This is a genomic window from Erwinia sp. MMLR14_017, assembly GCF_033657285.1.
Taxonomy (GTDB): Bacteria; Pseudomonadota; Gammaproteobacteria; order Enterobacterales; family Enterobacteriaceae; genus Erwinia.
Map to the genome: position 1 here is coordinate 171,021 of NZ_JAWVWP010000009.1, position 17,114 is coordinate 188,134.

At 53.0% G+C, this 17,114-nt stretch carries 14 protein-coding genes, 1 tRNA gene and 1 pseudogene; 14 read left to right on the plus strand and 2 right to left on the minus strand.

Annotated elements, in window-relative coordinates:
* Window positions 1-118 precede the first annotated feature (118 nt).
* From SD961_RS15730 to SD961_RS15745, 4 genes are all read left to right on the plus strand, one after another.
* A complete protein-coding gene (locus tag SD961_RS15730; RefSeq protein WP_318791281.1) occupies window positions 119-1,327 on the plus strand; it encodes an aldose 1-epimerase family protein in 1,209 nt (402 codons plus the stop codon).
* A gap of 181 nt (window positions 1,328-1,508) precedes the next feature.
* The gene (locus SD961_RS15735) at window positions 1,509-1,664 is read left to right on the plus strand and encodes a helix-turn-helix domain-containing protein (protein ID WP_318791282.1); all 156 of its coding nucleotides are present in this window, start codon (window positions 1,509-1,511) and stop codon (window positions 1,662-1,664) included.
* Window positions 1,665-2,057: 393 nt separating this feature from the next.
* Complete coding sequence (locus tag SD961_RS15740) at window positions 2,058-2,315, plus strand: antitoxin (protein ID WP_318791283.1); 258 nt, start codon at window positions 2,058-2,060, stop codon at window positions 2,313-2,315.
* Window positions 2,316-2,648, plus strand: coding sequence for a type II toxin-antitoxin system PemK/MazF family toxin (locus tag SD961_RS15745; RefSeq protein WP_318791284.1), 333 nt, complete (start codon window positions 2,316-2,318; stop codon window positions 2,646-2,648). It abuts the gene before it with no gap.
* Window positions 2,649-2,759: 111 nt separating this feature from the next.
* Here the strand turns inward: SD961_RS15745 and SD961_RS15750 are convergent.
* Window positions 2,760-3,385 (minus strand): annotated as a pseudogene (locus SD961_RS15750) (tyrosine-type recombinase/integrase); the annotation flags it as partial.
* A 194-nt stretch (window positions 3,386-3,579) separates the two neighbouring features.
* Window positions 3,580-3,655, minus strand: a tRNA-Asn gene (locus tag SD961_RS15755).
* Between the two features lie 507 nt (window positions 3,656-4,162).
* Here SD961_RS15755 and SD961_RS15760 point away from each other — a divergent pair.
* The 10 genes from SD961_RS15760 (at window position 4,163) to SD961_RS15805 (ending at window position 17,112) form a co-directional block, all read left to right on the plus strand.
* Complete coding sequence (locus tag SD961_RS15760; RefSeq protein ID WP_318791285.1) at window positions 4,163-5,086, plus strand: sugar ABC transporter substrate-binding protein; 924 nt, start codon at window positions 4,163-4,165, stop codon at window positions 5,084-5,086.
* A gap of 22 nt (window positions 5,087-5,108) precedes the next feature.
* Window positions 5,109-6,593, plus strand: a complete 1,485-nt coding sequence (locus SD961_RS15765; protein ID WP_318791286.1) for a sugar ABC transporter ATP-binding protein — start codon at window positions 5,109-5,111, stop codon at window positions 6,591-6,593.
* A 17-nt stretch (window positions 6,594-6,610) separates the two neighbouring features.
* A complete protein-coding gene (locus SD961_RS15770; protein WP_318791287.1) occupies window positions 6,611-7,642 on the plus strand; it encodes an ABC transporter permease in 1,032 nt (343 codons plus the stop codon).
* Between the two features lie 333 nt (window positions 7,643-7,975).
* Entirely contained in the window at window positions 7,976-8,893 is a 918-nt protein-coding gene (nac, locus tag SD961_RS15775; protein WP_318791288.1) for a nitrogen assimilation transcriptional regulator NAC, read from the plus strand.
* A gap of 138 nt (window positions 8,894-9,031) precedes the next feature.
* A complete protein-coding gene (cbl, locus tag SD961_RS15780; protein ID WP_318791289.1) occupies window positions 9,032-9,988 on the plus strand; it encodes an HTH-type transcriptional regulator Cbl in 957 nt (318 codons plus the stop codon).
* A 176-nt stretch (window positions 9,989-10,164) separates the two neighbouring features.
* The gene (locus SD961_RS15785; RefSeq protein ID WP_318791290.1) at window positions 10,165-11,625 is read left to right on the plus strand and encodes an NAD-dependent succinate-semialdehyde dehydrogenase; all 1,461 of its coding nucleotides are present in this window, start codon (window positions 10,165-10,167) and stop codon (window positions 11,623-11,625) included.
* Window positions 11,626-12,006: 381 nt separating this feature from the next.
* Window positions 12,007-13,476 carry an aldehyde dehydrogenase family protein gene (locus SD961_RS15790; RefSeq protein WP_318791291.1) on the plus strand — a complete coding sequence of 490 codons (1,470 nt, stop codon included), beginning with the start codon at window positions 12,007-12,009 and terminating at the stop codon, window positions 13,474-13,476.
* Window positions 13,477-13,510: 34 nt separating this feature from the next.
* The gene (locus tag SD961_RS15795; RefSeq protein WP_318791292.1) at window positions 13,511-14,179 is read left to right on the plus strand and encodes a haloacid dehalogenase type II; all 669 of its coding nucleotides are present in this window, start codon (window positions 13,511-13,513) and stop codon (window positions 14,177-14,179) included.
* 19 nt (window positions 14,180-14,198) lie between these two features.
* On the plus strand, window positions 14,199-15,476 hold the full coding sequence (locus SD961_RS15800; protein ID WP_318791293.1) for an FAD-binding oxidoreductase: 1,278 nt from the start codon (window positions 14,199-14,201) through the stop codon (window positions 15,474-15,476).
* A 31-nt stretch (window positions 15,477-15,507) separates the two neighbouring features.
* On the plus strand, window positions 15,508-17,112 hold the full coding sequence (locus SD961_RS15805; RefSeq protein ID WP_318791294.1) for an ABC transporter substrate-binding protein: 1,605 nt from the start codon (window positions 15,508-15,510) through the stop codon (window positions 17,110-17,112).
* Window positions 17,113-17,114 lie beyond the last annotated feature (2 nt).

Consider the following 17,114-nt stretch of genomic DNA (forward strand, 5'->3'; position numbering starts at 1 on the left):
TTTTATGCCGTTTTAAGTGCAATTTCCCTTCAGTTGAAGCCCATCACATTTCTTTAACTTTCTTAGCCGTATATTTTTCTGGCAAAACAAAAATCGATTCAGCAAAAAGGGATAAGAGATGAAAACAAAACTGGTTCTGACGATGCTTGCGGTCATGATTTCAGGTCAGGCTGCGGCTAAAACCTGGGTGCTGACCAGTGCTGAAGCTGGCACAGAGAAAGGAGACTGGAAGATTTCAAGTGAGGAGCTGAACATCAAGGATAAAGCGTTCAGCATTGAGCAAAAAGTATTGCATGGCGGTAAGCAGGAAGGCAGCAAAGTGATCGTCATCAGCAGCAAGGATGGGCTGACCATCACACTGAGTCCAACCCGTGGCATGAATCTTCTCAAAGTAGAGGGATTTGGTTCGCGAATGGGGTGGGATTCTCCTGTTAAAGAGGTGGTTAACCCGGCGTTTATCAATCTGGAAAGCCGTAACGGCGCAGGCTGGCTGGAAGGTTTCAATGAAATGATGGTTCGCTGTGGTTATGAGTGGACGGGTCATCCGGTGACTGCTGACGGCCAGATCTACACGCTGCATGGTAAAGCGGGGAACACGCCTGTCTCGCAGACAGAAGTCGAGGTGGCAGATACGGCACCTTATGAAATTCGTATCCGCGGTCTGATAAAAGAGAGCACCTTCAAGAAAGCAGATTTGCAGACCATGACCGAACTGCGGTACGTGCCTGGTAGTAACAGTTTCAGCCTGCACGATCGCTTAACCAACCATGCGGACTATCCACACGATTATCAGATAATCTATCACAGTAATTTCAGTACCCCGATTCTGGAAGAGGGTGCGCGCTTTCTGGCGCCGATGGCCAGTATCAGCCCGTTTAATGATTATGCTAAAGCCGGGCTGAAAACATGGCAAACTTTTGCCGGTCCGACCAAAGGGTATGATGAAATGGTCTTTAACATCAAACCGCTCTCCGATAAGAACTCTCAGACGCTGGCGGCAGTAGTCAACAAGAAGGGAGATAAGGGCGCCTCTATCCAGTTCGATACCCGTCAGTTGCCCATGCTGACGTTATGGAAAAACACCGACACGATAAAACAGGGTTATGTGACCGGAATTGAACCCGGCACCAACTATGCCTATCCGGTAACCGTTGAGCGGGCGCAAAAACGCGTGAAGCAGTTGCAGCCGGGAGCCAGCACCCAGTTTGATCTCACCTATACATTACTGCACAGCAGCGAGCAGGTTGCAGCTACCGAGAAGAAGATCGCTGCTATTCAGGGTGATACCAAAATCGATGAAAACGCAACGCCGATAGCGAAAGAGTAAACGCTGGCGGAACAGTGAAAAGCAAAAAGCCCGCTCAGGATTTCCTGAGCGGGCTTTTCTATGTATGGCTCCTCTGACTGGGAGCGCCTTTGCTGGTAAATGGCTGATTGGGAAGATAGAAATTCGGGTTGTCAAGACCACCAGAATGACCACCAATGGAATGCAATGAAAAACAGATAAAATGCAGTCTGACTGGCATCCTGCCGATATTATCGCCGGGCTGAAAAAACGTGGCACTTCACTGTCAGCGCTTTCGCGTCAGGCAGGACTGGCATCTTCTACACTGGCAAATGCGCTTACCCGCCGCTGGCCCAAAGGCGAAAGATTGATTGCTTAAGTGTTAAATGTTGCGCCTGAAAAAATCTGGCCTTCATGCTATCGCTGATGTTCCTCCGGCGCAGCCGGATACGGAAGCTGCGCCGCATTTCGTTTATCTGATTTGTCATAATCCTTTGAACCGCAAAAACAGTTTTCTATTATCGACCTTCTTACCACGAACTAAGCGCCCGCCTGCACGAAATGCTTCATGACCTGAAAGAAGCGCCTGATCTATCAGGATGGTCGCCGTTTTACCGGCAATGCCGCCTTTGAAAACTGCCGGACTGTCCTTCGATAGATTAAGGCTTTCTTCACGCTTTATTACGCTTAGGAAATCACAATGAATCTGATGAATAACTGTGCATCCCCTGCCGTAAATGTTATATTAAAATATAATATTAGGAGGTGCTCTATGTATACAACTCGCCTGAAAAAAGTCGGCGGCTCTGTCATGCTGGCAGTCCCTCCCGCCGTGCTGAAAACGCTGGCGCTGTCTACGGACAGCGAAGTCGGCATGACCATTGATAATGGCTGCCTGATTATTGAACCGCAAAAACGCCCTCGTTATTCGCTCGACGAACTGCTGGCACAATGCGATCCGCATGCTGAAATAAGCGTGGAGGATCGGGAATGGATCGATGCGCCTGCGGCAGGCAAGGAGATCCTGTAAATGGACAGAGGAGAAATTTGGCTCGTTTCACTTGATCCGATAGCCGGTCATGAACAAAGCGGAAAACGTCCGGTACTCATTGTTTCTCCTGCATCGTTCAACAAGCTGACCCGACTGCCTGTTGTTGTACCTGTGACCAGCGGCGGAAACTTTGCCCGCACAGCCGGTTTTACCGTTTCACTGGACGGGGCGGGAACAAAAACAACGGGCGTTATTCGCTGTGATCAGCCCAGAACCATTGATATGGGCGCCCGGAACGGCAAGCGACTGGAACGTATACCTGACACTGTCGTGAATGAAGTATTGGCCCGACTGGAAGCCATTCTGAGCTGATGCTTTTTATGTCAGTTGAATAAGGGGCTGTCATTACAGCACCCTCGTTTTTTATAACGACAAGTGATTAAAAATCCTTTTGCGGGTAAAACCAATTTTTCCTTTCTGCTCCAGTAGTCCGGGCAACTGCTCCAGCGGCAGGGCGGGGTAGTGTCGTTTAACCGGTGCTGCGATGATACTTTCGAGATTCGAGGCCAGATTGCTCTCAATCATCCCCTGATGCACGGCATGCCGCATGATTCTGCACATATGCTGCCGGGTACGTGCAGCGACTTCCAGCAGACCTTTTGCTAGCAGGTCGATAAAGTGCGAAGGTCTCAGTTCAGCTATCGGCAAATGTCCAATCACGGGGAAGATGTGATTGTTTATGCTGGCAAGCAGACGGGCGGAGTGGTTCTGTGACCATGTTCTGTTGCTTTTATGCCAGCTTAATGCAACGTGCTTAAACGTTTTTTTCGGTGAGCGGGCAGCTTTCTCTGCGATACGTTGCTGTGCTGGAATGATATTCTGCGTCAGCAGCTTGCGTATGCTAACACGTTGCTGTCGGGCGTAAGCCAGAGAAACATCGGGATAGGCACCTAAGCCGAGGCGAATTCTTTACCATTGATACGATATTTGAGATACCAGAGACGTGAACCGCCTGGATTGACTAAAAGGTACAGGCCATGAGAATCGGAAATTTTAAAGGGTTTTGCGGGTGGTTTTAATTTGCGGATTGTTGAGTCGTTAAGGGACATATGATGGTCACTCCTTAATCGAACTGAAATGGCCCCAAATCTGACCACCAAATTTTCCCGGATCGGAAGGAAAACTGAAAATGCATCGGGCCTGTTTTCACACTCACTGATTGCATCAAAGCCACACAGGCCTGGGCACCGGGCACGAAAGCAAAAAGCCCGCTCAGGTTTCCCTGAGCGGGCTTTTCTATGTATGGCTCCTCTGACTGGACTCGAACCAGTGACATACGGATTAACAGTCCGCCGTTCTACCGACTGAACTACAGAGGAATTGTTTCAACGGGGCGCATGTTATCGACAGCGCACTCTGATGTCAAAGCCCTTATGCAAAATTCCTGTGCGTTTGCTGGCAAAACCAGCGAATTGGCGATTTCACCTGCCATTGTGCAACCTTCAATCTCTTGCGCCAGATCTCACTTTGATCGGAATCCTTCACCGATGTTAGAGGTGTGTCAAATTTTTGTTATTTGTTGATTTTAAAACAGGCGTTTCGGTGCTTTCATATTGAAAATTTCAAATAACTTTGTTTTGAAACAAATGAACTGCCGGGCGTGATGGCGATCGCATTGCCCGATAAATGAAACGTGAGTTTGAAATTAACTGACTGATTTAAATTGAAAATAAACACAGGAGCAACCACCCTGATCTGGTCTTACCTTTAACACTTTCTCCCCTGTAATTTAATTAAGCCGTCGGTGAAGTTGAGTGAATGTAAAAGATATTTTTCATTCGATGTCCAGCCAGCCTGCGCATACTAACGATAAAAAGGGCTTAGCCATGAACGTCAAAAAAACGATTTTAGCGTCGCTGTTAGTGTGTATGTTACCCGTTTCCGTCTTTGCCAAAGATTTGCAGGTCGGTGTGTCAATGGCGCTTTTTGATGACAACTTCCTGACTATTCTGCGCACTTCTATGCAGAAAGAGATGCAGACAGAGAATGTAAAAGGGCAGATTGAAGACGCGAAAGGGGATGTTGCTCAGCAACTCTCGCAGGTGCAAAGCTTTATCGGTCAGGGCGTCGATGCCATTATCGTCAACCCGGTTGATACCAACGCAGTGAAGCCAATCATCGATCTGGCGACGAAAGCGTCGATTCCCCTTATCTTCGTCAACCGTCAGCCTGCCCAGCAACTCGGCGACAAAATGGCCTATGTTGGTTCCGACTCTGAACTGGCTGGCCGTCTGCAGATGGAAGCCCTGGCAAAAAATATGAACTACAAGGGCAACATCGCCATTCTCCTGGGCGATCTGGCTAACGAATCCACCCGTAAACGCACTGCGGGTGTAAAGGCTGTGATTGCAAAATATCCCGGAATGAAAGTCACCAAGGAACAGACCGCAAAATTTATGCGTAACGATGCGGTAGACGTGGTGAGCAACTGGTTAACCGCTGGCGACGATATCCAGGCCATTGCCGCAAATAACGACGAGATGGCTATCGGCGCACTGCAGGCTCTGGGCAAAAATAACGCTCACGTAATGGTTGCCGGTGTGGATGGTACGCCCGATGCGCTGCAGATGATCAAGAACGGAAAAATGGTCGCCACGGTATTCCAGGATGCAAAAGGCCAGGGTGAAGGGGCGGTAAAAACCGCAGTGAAGCTGGCTAACGGTGAGAAAGTGCAGAAGGTCGTCGATATCCCGTTCCAGCTGATCACCAAAGATAACTACACCAAATTTACCAGCATGAACCAAAAATAACCCCGCCGTACGGAGGTGAAGCATGGCCGCATATGCGCTTGAAGCCGAAGGCATCAGCAAGTTTTTCCCCGGCGTAAAGGCATTGAATAATGTCTCTTTACGCGTGAAGACAGGAACAGTCCATGCGCTGATGGGCGAAAATGGCGCGGGCAAATCCACTTTAATGAAATGCCTCATCGGGATTTACCGTCCCGATGAGGGACAAATAAAAGTTAAAGGGGAGCCGGTGCAGTTCATGGATACCATGGACGCGTTGCGTTCCGGTATCTCAATGATCCATCAGGAGTTGAACTTAGTCCCCCATATGACCGTGGCGGAGAATATCTGGTTAGGCCGTGAGCCGATGAAGTTTGGTTTTGTTGACCACGGCAGGCTCAACAGGATGACCAAAGAGTTGCTGAGCAAGCTGAATATCCGTCTCTCTCCTGACCGGATGGTAGGCGATTTGAGTATTGCTTCACAGCAGATGGTGGAGATTGCCAAAGCTGTCTCCTGGAATGCCGATGTGGTGATCATGGACGAACCGACCTCGGCGCTGACCGAAACGGAAGTCGCGCATCTGTTTGCCATCATCCGTGACCTGCGCGAGCAGGGCAAAGCAATCATCTATATCAGCCATAAGATGGATGAGATTTTTGCTATCACCGATGAAGTGAGCGTATTCCGTGATGGCGCCTGGGTTGGCAGCGACACTACCGCCAGCTACTCGCGTCAGTCACTGATTACCCAGATGGTGGGGCGCGAACTGACTCAACTGTTCCCAAAATTCAACAACGATATCGGTGCCGATGTGCTGACGGTGCGTAACCTGCACCGCAAGGATGTTTTCCATGACATCAACTTCAGCGTGCGGCGTGGCGAGATCCTGGGCGTGGCGGGGCTGGTTGGCGCAGGGCGCAGTGAGGTGATGGAAAGCCTGTTCGGCATGACCAGCCTTGACGGCGGAGAGATCCTGATTGACGGCGTGCCGACCAAAATTGACTCGCCTTCAACGGCGATCGAAAAGGGCCTTGCATTCCTGACGGAGGATCGCAAAAAGTCCGGCCTGTTTCTGGTGCTGTCGGTGATGGAGAACATGAGCATCGTCAACATGCCGGAATACAGCAGTAAAGGGGGCTTTGTCAGCCATGTCCAGATGGCGAAAGATTGCATGGATCAGATCCGGCGGCTGAACATCAAAACGCCGACCATGGATCAAATCATCAATAACCTGAGCGGCGGTAACCAGCAGAAGGTGCTGATTGCCCGCTGGCTGCTGGCGCAGCCTAAAGTCCTGATCCTCGATGAGCCAACGCGCGGCATCGATGTAGGCGCCAAGGCGGAGATCTACCGCCTGATAAGCGAACTGGCGAATCGCGGCGTTGCCATCATCATGGTCTCTTCTGAACTGCCTGAAATTCTGGGCATGAGTGACCGGGTCATGGTTATGCACGGCGGTCGTATCACCGGCATCCTCAGTAAAGAAGAGGCTGACCAGGAAACCATCTTGTCGTTGGCGTCCGAGTAAGGACGTAAGGTAACCCTATGAGTGACGTAAAAATGACTACTCAACAACCGACTCCGTCGGCATCCGTATTCAGTAACCTGAAAGGCAGAATGCCTAAAGATACCGGTATTTTTATCGTGATGGTGGGGATTGCGCTGATCTTTGAGGCGTTCGGTTGGTATGTGCGGGATCAATCCTTCCTGATGAACCCAAACCGTCTGGTGCTGATCATTTTGCAGGTCGCCATTATCGGTATCATTGCGGTCGGCGTGACCCAGGTCATTATCACCACCGGTATTGACCTCTCGTCCGGGTCGATTATCGCTTTAGCTGCTGTTGTGGCGGCCAGCCTGGCACAGACCTCAGACAGCCTGTCGCCAGTCTATCCTTCGCTGGTAAATATGCCTGCGGTGGTGCCTATCGTTGCCGGGATAGGGGTGGGGATTCTCGCTGGTGTGATTAACGGCGTATTGATAACCCGAACCGGCATTCCCCCTTTTATAGCCACGCTGGGCATGATGGTGTCGGCTCGCGGTCTGGCACAGTATTACACGCAGGGAAATCCCATCAGTTTCCTGTCTGACGGCTTTACCTCCATCGGTCAGGGCGCGATGCCGGTTATTATCTTCCTGGTGGTGGCGGTTATCTTCCATATCGCTCTGAAGCATACTCGCTACGGTAAATATGTTTACGCTATCGGCGGCAACATGACCTCCGCGAAAGTCTCAGGGATCAAGGTTAATAAGTACCTGATTATCGTCTATACCATCGCAGGCGGTCTTGCCGGGCTGGCAGGCGTGGTGCTGGCTGCCCGCGTCAGCAGCGGACAATCCAGCATGGGGATGTCCTACGAGCTGGATGCCATCGCTGCAGCGGTTATCGGCGGCAGCAGTCTGATGGGGGGCGTAGGCCGCATTACCGGTACGCTGATCGGGGCGGTGATCCTGGGGTTGATTAAAAGCGGGTTTACCTTTGTTGGCGTGGATGCTTACGTGCAGGACATTATTAAAGGCATCATTATTGTGGCTGCTGTTTCTATAGATATGTATCGCAACCGCAGCAAACGCTGAGCCGCTTGTTGCAACATTCAGGGCCAGGCCTACCAGTCTGGCCCTTTTTACAGCAGTGAAAACGATTACATGCACAGCAGAACAGCATATTTTGCACCATCACGGTGCAAAACCACTGGGTCATCCGACCTCCCGTCAGTGAAAAATTGTCGCTACCTCTAAAGGAGTAATCAGATTCTCTTATTTTTCGGCCTGTTAGCCATAAGCTGATGCCCTGGTCAGCTCTTAAGAAAAATCTGGCACGCCCCTTGCAATTACCCCTCTGCACCAGAGTGAAAACTTATTTCTTATCGCCACTAAAAATGGCACGCGGGGATCCGTGACGGAGGCAACATGAACTTAAGACGACTCAAATATTTCGTTAAAATCGTCGATATCGGCAGTCTGACCCAGGCCGCAGAAGTCCTGCATATTGCGCAACCTGCGCTCAGTCAGCAGGTCGCTACGCTTGAGAATGAACTGGACCAGCAATTGTTGATCCGCACCAAGCGAGGCGTGACGCCTACTGAAGCTGGCAAGATCCTCTACTCTCATGCCCGTACCATTTTACGTCAGTGTGAACAGGCGCAAACGGCAGTCATTAATGCCGGACAGTCTTTAAATGGTCAGGTTTCAATTGGCCTGGCCCCCGGCACCGCAGCCTCCAGTCTGACCATGCCTTTACTGCAAACTGTGCGCGAGCAATTCCCCGATGTGTTGGTTTATCTGCATGAAAACAGCGGCGCCTCATTAAACGAAAAAGTGATGAATGGGCAGCTTGACATGGCAGTGTTATACGATCGTGCGCCTACAGCGGGCATTACCAGCATGCCGCTGATGAAAGAAGAACTTTATCTGGTTGGCGCCAGCGAATGTCCCGGACAGAATATTGATCTGGCGGACGTCGCTCTGATGAATCTCTTCCTGCCGCGAGACTACAGCGCGGTTCGCAAACGTGTCGATGAAGCGTTCTCACTGCGTCGTCTGAGCGCCCGCATTATTGGCGAAATTGAATCTATCGCTACGCTGACTGCCGCTGTCTCCAGCGGAATGGGTGTGACCGTGTTACCCGAATCCGCCGCCCGTGCGCTGGTCAGTTCCACCAATGCCTGGATGGCGCGTATCAACAGCCCAACGCTGAATCTGCCGCTGTCGCTGAACGTGTCAGCCCGCTTGCCGCTTTCCCCTTCCGCACAGGCCGTAAAAAATATTCTTCTCTCCCTGCTTAATAAGCCGGTAGTAGAAGATCGTGAACTGATGTTAGTGAGCTAATTCCCCCTGTCGGGCGCGCAGCAGCGCGCCTCACTTCTTAGCACTTAAAAGCATATAAAACCTTTTTTTATTATTTGTTGATATCAATCCGCCTCCTTAACATGAGGTAAACCAACAGATAACAGAAGAGGTGTCCGCGTGAATTTTCAGCAACTTAAGATCATCAGAGAAGCGGCACGCTGCGATTTCAATCTCACCGAAGTGGCAAACACGCTGTTCACCTCGCAATCTGGCGTCAGCCGCCATATCCGCGATCTGGAAGATGAACTGGGCGTGGAGATTTTTATTCGCCGCGGGAAACGTCTGCTGGGTATGACAGAGCCGGGTAAAGCGCTGTTAACTATTGCTGAACGCATCCTGGATGAAGCGGGCAAAGTACGCAGGCTGGCGGATGTCTTTACTAACGAATCCAGCGGTGTGCTGACCATCGCCACCACTCATACGCAGGCCCGTTACAGCCTTCCGCGAGTGATTAAAGCGTTTCGTGCGCTCTATCCAAACGTGCGCGTGGAACTGAATCAGGGATCGCCGCAGGAGATCGTCGCAATGCTGGCAGCGGGCGAAGCGGATGTGGGCATTGCCAGCGAGCAGGTGGTGAATAACCCGGCGCTGGCAGCCTTCCCCTGGTTTAACTGGCACCATGCGCTGCTGGTTCCCAAAGGCCATGAGCTGGAGCAGCAGCAGCCGGTATCCCTTGCTGCCCTGAGCCGCTACCCTCTTATCACTTACCGGCAGGGGATCACGGGCCGTTCCCGCGTTGACCGCGCTTTCCAGGCCGCCAGCCTTAAACCAGATATTGTGTTAAGTGCACAGGATTCCGACGTGGTGAAAACCTATGTCGAACTGGGGCTGGGAGTGGGCGTGCTGGCCGATCAGGCCTGCCAGTTAGATCAGCATTCGTCGCTGACCCGGCTGGAAGCCAAACATCTGTTTGAATCCAATACTGTCTGGCTGGGCCTGAAGCGTGGGCAGCTGCAGCGCAACTACGTCTGGCAGTTCCTGGAACTCTGCAATGCCAACCTCTCACTGGAAGAGATCAAGCGCCAGGCGCTTTCCGTCACCGCAGAGGAGCCGGTGCTGGACTTTCAGATTTGAGTGCCAGAGGCTGGCTGACTGGTGATTGTGGGGGCGGAGATGTCGGTCTGCCTCCCGCAGCATAAAATTTCGTTTCTGTCGGTAAAACCCCTGCACTCACTTTCTCCCTTGTCGTATAACGCAGCATTCGCCGCCGCGCTTCCGTTAGAGTGAAATTATCACTCAAAGGGGAAGTTATGCTTACTCAACGCTTAAAAGATCCACATCTGCTCCGGCAACAGGCCTGTCTGGAAGGCCGCTGGCAGTCTGCTGATAATGGGGAGACGCTCCCGGTTATTAACCCCTCAACCGGCGAAACGCTGGCCACTATTCCCGCTTTACAGAGCGCGGAGACGGAGCGTGCGATTGCCTGCGCGGAAGCCGTACGTCACCGCTGGGGAAAAACCCCCAATGCACAACGTGCGCAGCTGCTGGAAAAATGGCATCAGTTAATCCTCGATAATGTCGATGATTTGGCGATCATCATGACCGCGGAGCAGGGCAAACCGCTGGCCGAAGCGAAAGGCGAGGTGCTCTACGGCGCCAGCTTTGTGAAATGGTTCGCCGAGGAAGCGCGGCGCATCTACGGTGAAACCATACCCGCTCCCACTGGCGATCGCCGCATTCTGGTGATCAAACAGCCTGTGGGTGTGGCTGCGGCTATTACCCCGTGGAATTTCCCGATTGCAATGATCACCCGTAAAGTTGCTCCGGCGCTGGCGGCAGGCTGCCCGATTATTGTCAAACCTTCAGAACTCACGCCGCTCTCAGCGCTGGCGCTGATGGTGCTGGCGGAACGCGCTGGTTTTCCGCATGGGGTGCTGCAAATACTTACTGGCTTACCGCAGGGAATTGGAGCCGCCCTGACCGCAAGCCGCACAGTCCGCAAAATTTCCTTTACCGGCTCGACCCGCATCGGACAACTGTTAATGCAGCAAAGCGCAGACAGCATCAAACGTCTCAGTCTGGAGCTGGGCGGCAACGCGCCGCTGATTGTGTTTGATGATGCTGACCTGGAGATTGCTATCAGTGGGGTGATGGTGAGTAAATTTCGTAACGCCGGGCAAACCTGCGTCTGCGCTAACCGCATCCTGGTGCAGCGCGGTATTTATCCCCGCTTCGCTGAGCGTTTGCTCGAAGAGGTGGCGAAACTCAAAGTTGCCGATGGCTTTACGGACGGCAGTATGCTGGGACCGTTGATCAACGCGGCGGCGGTGCAAAAAGTGAATGCGCATATTGATGATGCGGTCAGTAAAGGCGCAACCATTCTCACCGGCGGAATAACCCGGGGAGAAGGCACGTTTGTGGCACCTACCGTGCTGGGTAACGTCACTTCTGCAATGCGCATTGCCCATGAAGAAACTTTCGGGCCGGTCGCGCCGTTGTTTGTTTTTGATACCGAAGAGCAGGCCGTGAATATGGCTAACGACACGCCTTATGGTCTTGGCGCCTATTTCTTTACTGAAGATACGCGCCGGGCGTGGCGCGTAGGCGAGGCGCTGGAGTTTGGTATGGTTGGGCATAACACTGGCGCCATTTCGCTGGAAGTCGCACCCTTTGGAGGAATTAAAATGTCCGGCATCGGGCGTGAAGGATCGCATCACGGCCTTGACGAATACCTTGAAATAAAAGCCTTTCATTTCGGCAGTCTGAATTAAAAATAATCGTTAATATTGCGTAAAGAGGCCCTTCTTCATTCATGAAGAGGGGCCTTTTTTATTTCATATCTGGCTCATCGGCTAAATTTTCTCTCCGGCATGGTGCAGCCTGATAACATCCCGCCCTGAGATGGTGCGTTTATAATGTTAACTAAATCATGAATTTACACCTTCAATGGATCCGTGAGATTTGCGCTTTGATTACGGCATAAAATTTTTTTCAGCTCATTTTTACGCATTATTATTTTTTCGCTGGCTGGCATACTTTCTGCATTAAGTGAATAAGGCGAGCAAGAGCGATGCGGTGATTAATTACTTAGCAGGCTAAATGAAAGCAGCAAGCAGGCTGATTACAGGCCGGATAAATATAAGGATCTTTCCATGTTGAGTTTCGACCCAGATAAAGTTTCCTTGCCGGAAGGCCATTATATCAATGGACAATCCAGGATGGGTTCCGGCAGTAAACTGCTGGTGAAACGCCCCTCTGATGGCCTGATCGCTGGAGAACTGACCGAGGCCAGCCCGGCGATGGTTGATGAAGCGGTCACGCTGGCAGACAGGGCGGTAAAAGAGAGCGGTTGGGCAAGCTGTCCGCCCCGTCAGCGAGGGGCCGTGCTGAATCGCTGGGCTGATCTGATAGCCTCCGATACCCGGTTGGCTCAGCTTGAATCCTTAGGTTCAACCCGCCCGGTGCATGACGTGGTCAATCACGAACTGCCTTTCACCGCAGAAGCGATTCGCTTTTATGCCGAATGCGCGGACAAATATAGCGGGGACGTACTGCCAACTCGTGAGGCCAGCCTGGGAATGCTGGTGCCGGAACCGTATGGCGTGATTGGGGCGATTACGCCGTGGAATTTTCCTCTGTCGATGGCCTCGTGGAAATGTGGCCCGGCGCTGGCAGCAGGAAATGCTGTGGTGCTGAAACCTTCTGAACTGACCCCTTATTCCACGGTGCGCCTGGCGGAACTCGCAATTGAAGCCGGCTTGCCCAAAGGGGTACTCAACATCGTGCAGGGCGGTGGTGCCGTGACCGGAAGCGCGCTGGTCGCTCACCCGCTGATCCGCAAAGTCTCTTTTACCGGCTCAACGGTAACAGGTGCCCGCATTATGAGTGATGCCGCATTTAACGGAATGAAGCCGGTCACTCTGGAGCTGGGCGGCAAAAGCCCGCAGCTGGTCTTTGACGATGCTGGCGAGGTGGCTGAAGTCGCCGGACGTATCCTGCGCGGTTTTACTGCTAACGGCGGCCAGGCCTGTGTGGCAGGGACTCGTCTGATTGTACAGCGCGGTATTGCCGATGCGTTGATTGCCGAATTGATCGATCTTTGTGGCAACTTCCGTCCCGGCGTCACCTGGGATGAAAACAGCCGTTACGCACCGATGATTGACCACCGCCAGGCATGCAAAGTGCAGCAGATTGTTGATGCGGCCTGGCAGCAGGGCGCGGAAATCTTGGCCGGAGGGAAACGGTTTGAAGGCACGGGCGAAGGCTATTTCTGGCAGCCGACGCTGCTGACTAACGTTCCGGCTGACAGCCCGGCAGTAGAGGAGGAGATCTTCGGTCCTGTACTGACCATCCAGATTTTCGATAAGGAAGAGGAGGGGCTGGCGCTGGCTTCCCATTCTACTTATGGCCTGTGCGCGGGCGTTCACACCAAAAATATCGATCGGGCACTGCGCGCTATGCGCGGCATCACGGCGGGAACGGTATGGATTAACCGCTACGGGCGCTCAGGTGATTTCATTATTCCTACCGGCGGCTTCCTGGGATCCGGCATCGGCAAAGATTTAGGCCGTCAGGCGTTTGAGGCCTGCCAGCGATACAAGAGCGTACTGATCGACTTTTAAACTCCACTCACTCCTGATTAACAGAGGATGCGTCATGGCTGTGTTTAAACCGAAATACATTACCTTCGACTGTTACGGCACTTTAATCAATTTCGACATGTCTGGCGCGGCGGCCAGCGTCTTTGCTGAACGGGTCAGCCCGGAAAAAATGCAGGCGTTTACCGACGATTTTTCTGCTTACCGTATGGATGAAGTGTTGGGTGCGTTCAGGCTCTACCCGCAGGTAGTTGGCAACGCGCTTTACCGCACCTGTAACAAGTGGGGCGTTGAGTGTACCGATGAAGATTGTGCGGCGATCATGGCAGCCTGCGCGACCTGGGGTCCACATCCGGACGTGCCAGAAGGGCTGGCAAAAGTAGCGCAACAGTTTCCTCTGGTACTGCTGACAAACTCTACTGATGAACTGATTAAACACCACGTTCCCCGCCTCGGCGCGCCCATCCATATGACCATTACGGCGGAAGAGGTCGGTGCTTATAAGCCGCAGATGAAGGGCTTCGAGTATATGTTAAACAAGCTGAACTGCGCCCCTGATGAAATCCTCCACGTCTCAAGCAGCCTGCGCTATGACCTGATGACAGCTCACGATCTGGGTATTACCCACAAAGTCTTCGTTAACCGCGGGCACGGTCCGGGCAACCCGTTCTATGGCTATACCGAAATTCAGCACATTGGCGGCCTTCCGGGCGTTGTAGGCCTGTAATCAGCACTGGAGCAGGGCGATGAAACTCGAATCTTTCTGGCAGGCAACGGCCCCGGCATTTAGCGGGGCAGCAAGAGGCGATCTGCCCTCCACGGCAGATGTGGTGGTGATTGGGGCGGGCTTTACCGGTATTTCCGCCGCGCTAAGCCTCGCCCGAAGCGGGCTGAAGGTGGTGGTGCTGGAAGCCGCCGAAGTGATGAGTCAGGCCTCCGCCCGTAATGGCGGGCATTGCAATACTGGCGTGTCGCAAAACTTCGCCTCGCTGATTGCCAGTCAGGGCGTGGAGCAGGCCAGCCGTTATTACCGGGCTTTCGCTGATGCGGTCGATTACGTGCAGAGCCTGGTGGAAAACGAGCAGATCGCCTGTGACTTCCTGCGTACGGGCAAAATCAAGCTGGCAAGCAAAGCGTCCCATTTCCCGTCACTCAAGGCCACCTATGAGGCGCTGCTTAGCACGGTGGACAGTGAGGTTGAACTGGTTGGCGCCGATGAGATCCGCAGGGAAATCGACTCGGAAGCCTTCTATGGCGGCCTGATCCAGAAACGCGGCGGGCAGATGCATATGGGCAAGTTTGGCATCGGACTTGCCGAAGCGGCGGCAAGAAGCGGTGCGGAGATTTTTGAACGGACGCCGGTGACCAGCCTGACTCGCCTGAACGGTTATCGCCACCGTGTCGGCACCGCCAGAGGCGATATTGTCGCTGACAAAGTGCTGATGGCGACCGGTTGTTCCAACGTTGGGCCGTTTGACTGGTTCCAGCGCCGCATTATCCCCGTCGGCAGCTTTATTGTTGTCACCGAACCGCTAGAGGCTGAGGAGCTGCGCAGCCTGATGCCGCAGAACCGCACCTGCGTAACCTCGCTGAACATTGGCAACTATTTCCGTACCACGGCGGATAGCCGGTTAGTGTTTGGAGGACGCGCGAGGTTTGCCGTCAGCAGCCCAACTTCAGATGCGCGCAGCGGCAAAATTCTACAGGCAGGCATGGCCAAAATATTCCCGTCGCTGTCACGGACAAAAATTGACTACTGCTGGGGCGGACTGGTGGATATGACCGCCGATCGGCTGCCTCATGCAGGCGAGCACGAAGGGGTGTTCTACTCGCTGGGATACAGCGGGCACGGCACCCAGATGTCGGTGTGGATGGGGCGGGTCATGGCTGACCTGGTAGCTGAAAAAAGTGATGAAAACCCCTGGCAGCGCGAAAGCTGGCCCGCCGTCCCCGGCTATTTTGGTAAACCCTGGTTTTTGCCCGTTGCGGGCTTGTATTACAAGGCTAAGGACCGGCTCTCCTGAGTATCTAACGTTCGTCATTGAGGGTGTGCAGATGAGTAAATTTCGTAAAGAATTTAGCCGCGTTACCCCATCTTTAACGCAGGCTATCAACGACGTCTCGATTTCACGGCGTGGGATGATGAAACTGCTTTCAGCTGGGGCAGTCATGAGTACAGGCCTGATCGGCTTCCCGGAAATGAGCTTTGCTGCTGAAACCCCCGTTCAGGGAGGTAAAATGCGTGCCGCCGTGGCTAACGCCTCCGCTACCGATACGCTGGACCCGGCGAAAGGCAGTAACAGCGGGGATTACTGCCGTCTGTTTATGTTCTACAGCGGCCTGACTGAGCTGGATAAATCGCTGGTGGCGAAACCGGCCCTGGCAGAGTCGATTGAAAGTACAGACGGCATCACCTGGCAGATTAAGCTGCGCCCCGGCGTGACTTTCCATGATGGCAAAGCGCTGAACGCTCAGGATGTCATTTTCTCATTGAACCGGCATAAAGATCCTGCAGTAGCCTCCACGGCTATCACCCAGGCGAAGCAGTTCGACAGCCTCACGGCGGTCAGCCCGACCGAGATCAAACTGGTGCTGACCCAACCCAACTTTGATATTCCCGTGGTGCTGGCTACCTCTCCTTTCCTGATCCTGCAGGAGAATACGAAAGAGTTCAGTAAAGCTGTCGGAACCGGTCCGTTTAAACTCAAGACTTTCTCCCCTGGCGTCAGTACTGTTGGCGTAAAAAACCCAAATTACTGGAAGCCTGGCCTGCCGTATCTGGATGAAGTGGAGCTGATGGGGGTCACCGATCAGGCAGCCCGCGTCAATGCGCTGATGTCTGGCGATCTGCATATTGTGGCCACGCTAACGGCCAACGACGTAAAACGTCTGCGTCAGTCCGGCCAGTTTGGCGTGATGGAGAGTAAGTCCGGCATGTACACCAATCTTATTGTCCGTACCGACGTCAAGCCGGGCAGCAATGAAGATTTTGTGCTCGGCATGAAGTACCTGCAACCGCGTGAAATGATGGTAAAAACTGTGATGCAGGGCTTTGGTCAGGTGGCCAATGATACGCCAGTGCCGCCATGGCATCCGATGTACAACAAGGATCTTCCACAGCGTCCGCTGGATATCGAAAAAGCGAAATATCACTTCAAAAAGGCGGGAATGGCTGGGGCTACGGCCGAGATTATCACTACCCAAAATATCGAAGGTTCCGTTGAGGGCGGGCAGCTGCTCCAGCAACTGGGTCGCTCTGCGGGCATGAACTTCACCGTACGGCGTGTGCCTTACGATGGCTACTGGTCCACCCACTGGACCAAAGATCCGCTGGGCTATGGCTCGATAAACCCACGACCAACTATCGACCTGTTGCTGTCACAATTCTACCTCTCAGAAGCGCCAAACAACGAATCCGGCTGGAAAAACCCCCAGTTCGATCAGCTGGTGATAGCGGCACGCGGAGAGAGCGACCAGACCAGGCGCAAGCAGATGTACGGCGATATGCAGAAGCTGATTTACGATCATTGCGGCACGATTATCCCGACCTTTATCAGTACCCTCGACGGGCACAGCAGTAAGGTCAAAGGGGTTGAGGCCTGGCCATCAGGCATGATGATGGGCTACCGCTTCCACGAGTTTGCCTGGCTCGCTTCCTGATA

Coding starts and splice junctions, on each gene's coding strand:
- SD961_RS15730 (WP_318791281.1), top strand. CDS start 119: ATGAAAACAAAACTGGTTCTGACGATGCTTGCGGTCATGATTTCAGGT.
- SD961_RS15735 (WP_318791282.1), top strand. CDS start 1,509: ATGCAGTCTGACTGGCATCCTGCCGATATTATCGCCGGGCTGAAAAAA.
- SD961_RS15740 (WP_318791283.1), top strand. CDS start 2,058: ATGTATACAACTCGCCTGAAAAAAGTCGGCGGCTCTGTCATGCTGGCA.
- SD961_RS15745 (WP_318791284.1), top strand. CDS start 2,316: ATGGACAGAGGAGAAATTTGGCTCGTTTCACTTGATCCGATAGCCGGT.
- SD961_RS15760 (WP_318791285.1), top strand. CDS start 4,163: ATGAACGTCAAAAAAACGATTTTAGCGTCGCTGTTAGTGTGTATGTTA.
- SD961_RS15765 (WP_318791286.1), top strand. CDS start 5,109: ATGGCCGCATATGCGCTTGAAGCCGAAGGCATCAGCAAGTTTTTCCCC.
- SD961_RS15770 (WP_318791287.1), top strand. CDS start 6,611: ATGAGTGACGTAAAAATGACTACTCAACAACCGACTCCGTCGGCATCC.
- nac (WP_318791288.1), top strand. CDS start 7,976: ATGAACTTAAGACGACTCAAATATTTCGTTAAAATCGTCGATATCGGC.
- SD961_RS15785 (WP_318791290.1), top strand. CDS start 10,165: ATGCTTACTCAACGCTTAAAAGATCCACATCTGCTCCGGCAACAGGCC.
- SD961_RS15790 (WP_318791291.1), top strand. CDS start 12,007: ATGTTGAGTTTCGACCCAGATAAAGTTTCCTTGCCGGAAGGCCATTAT.
- SD961_RS15795 (WP_318791292.1), top strand. CDS start 13,511: ATGGCTGTGTTTAAACCGAAATACATTACCTTCGACTGTTACGGCACT.
- SD961_RS15800 (WP_318791293.1), top strand. CDS start 14,199: ATGAAACTCGAATCTTTCTGGCAGGCAACGGCCCCGGCATTTAGCGGG.
- SD961_RS15805 (WP_318791294.1), top strand. CDS start 15,508: ATGAGTAAATTTCGTAAAGAATTTAGCCGCGTTACCCCATCTTTAACG.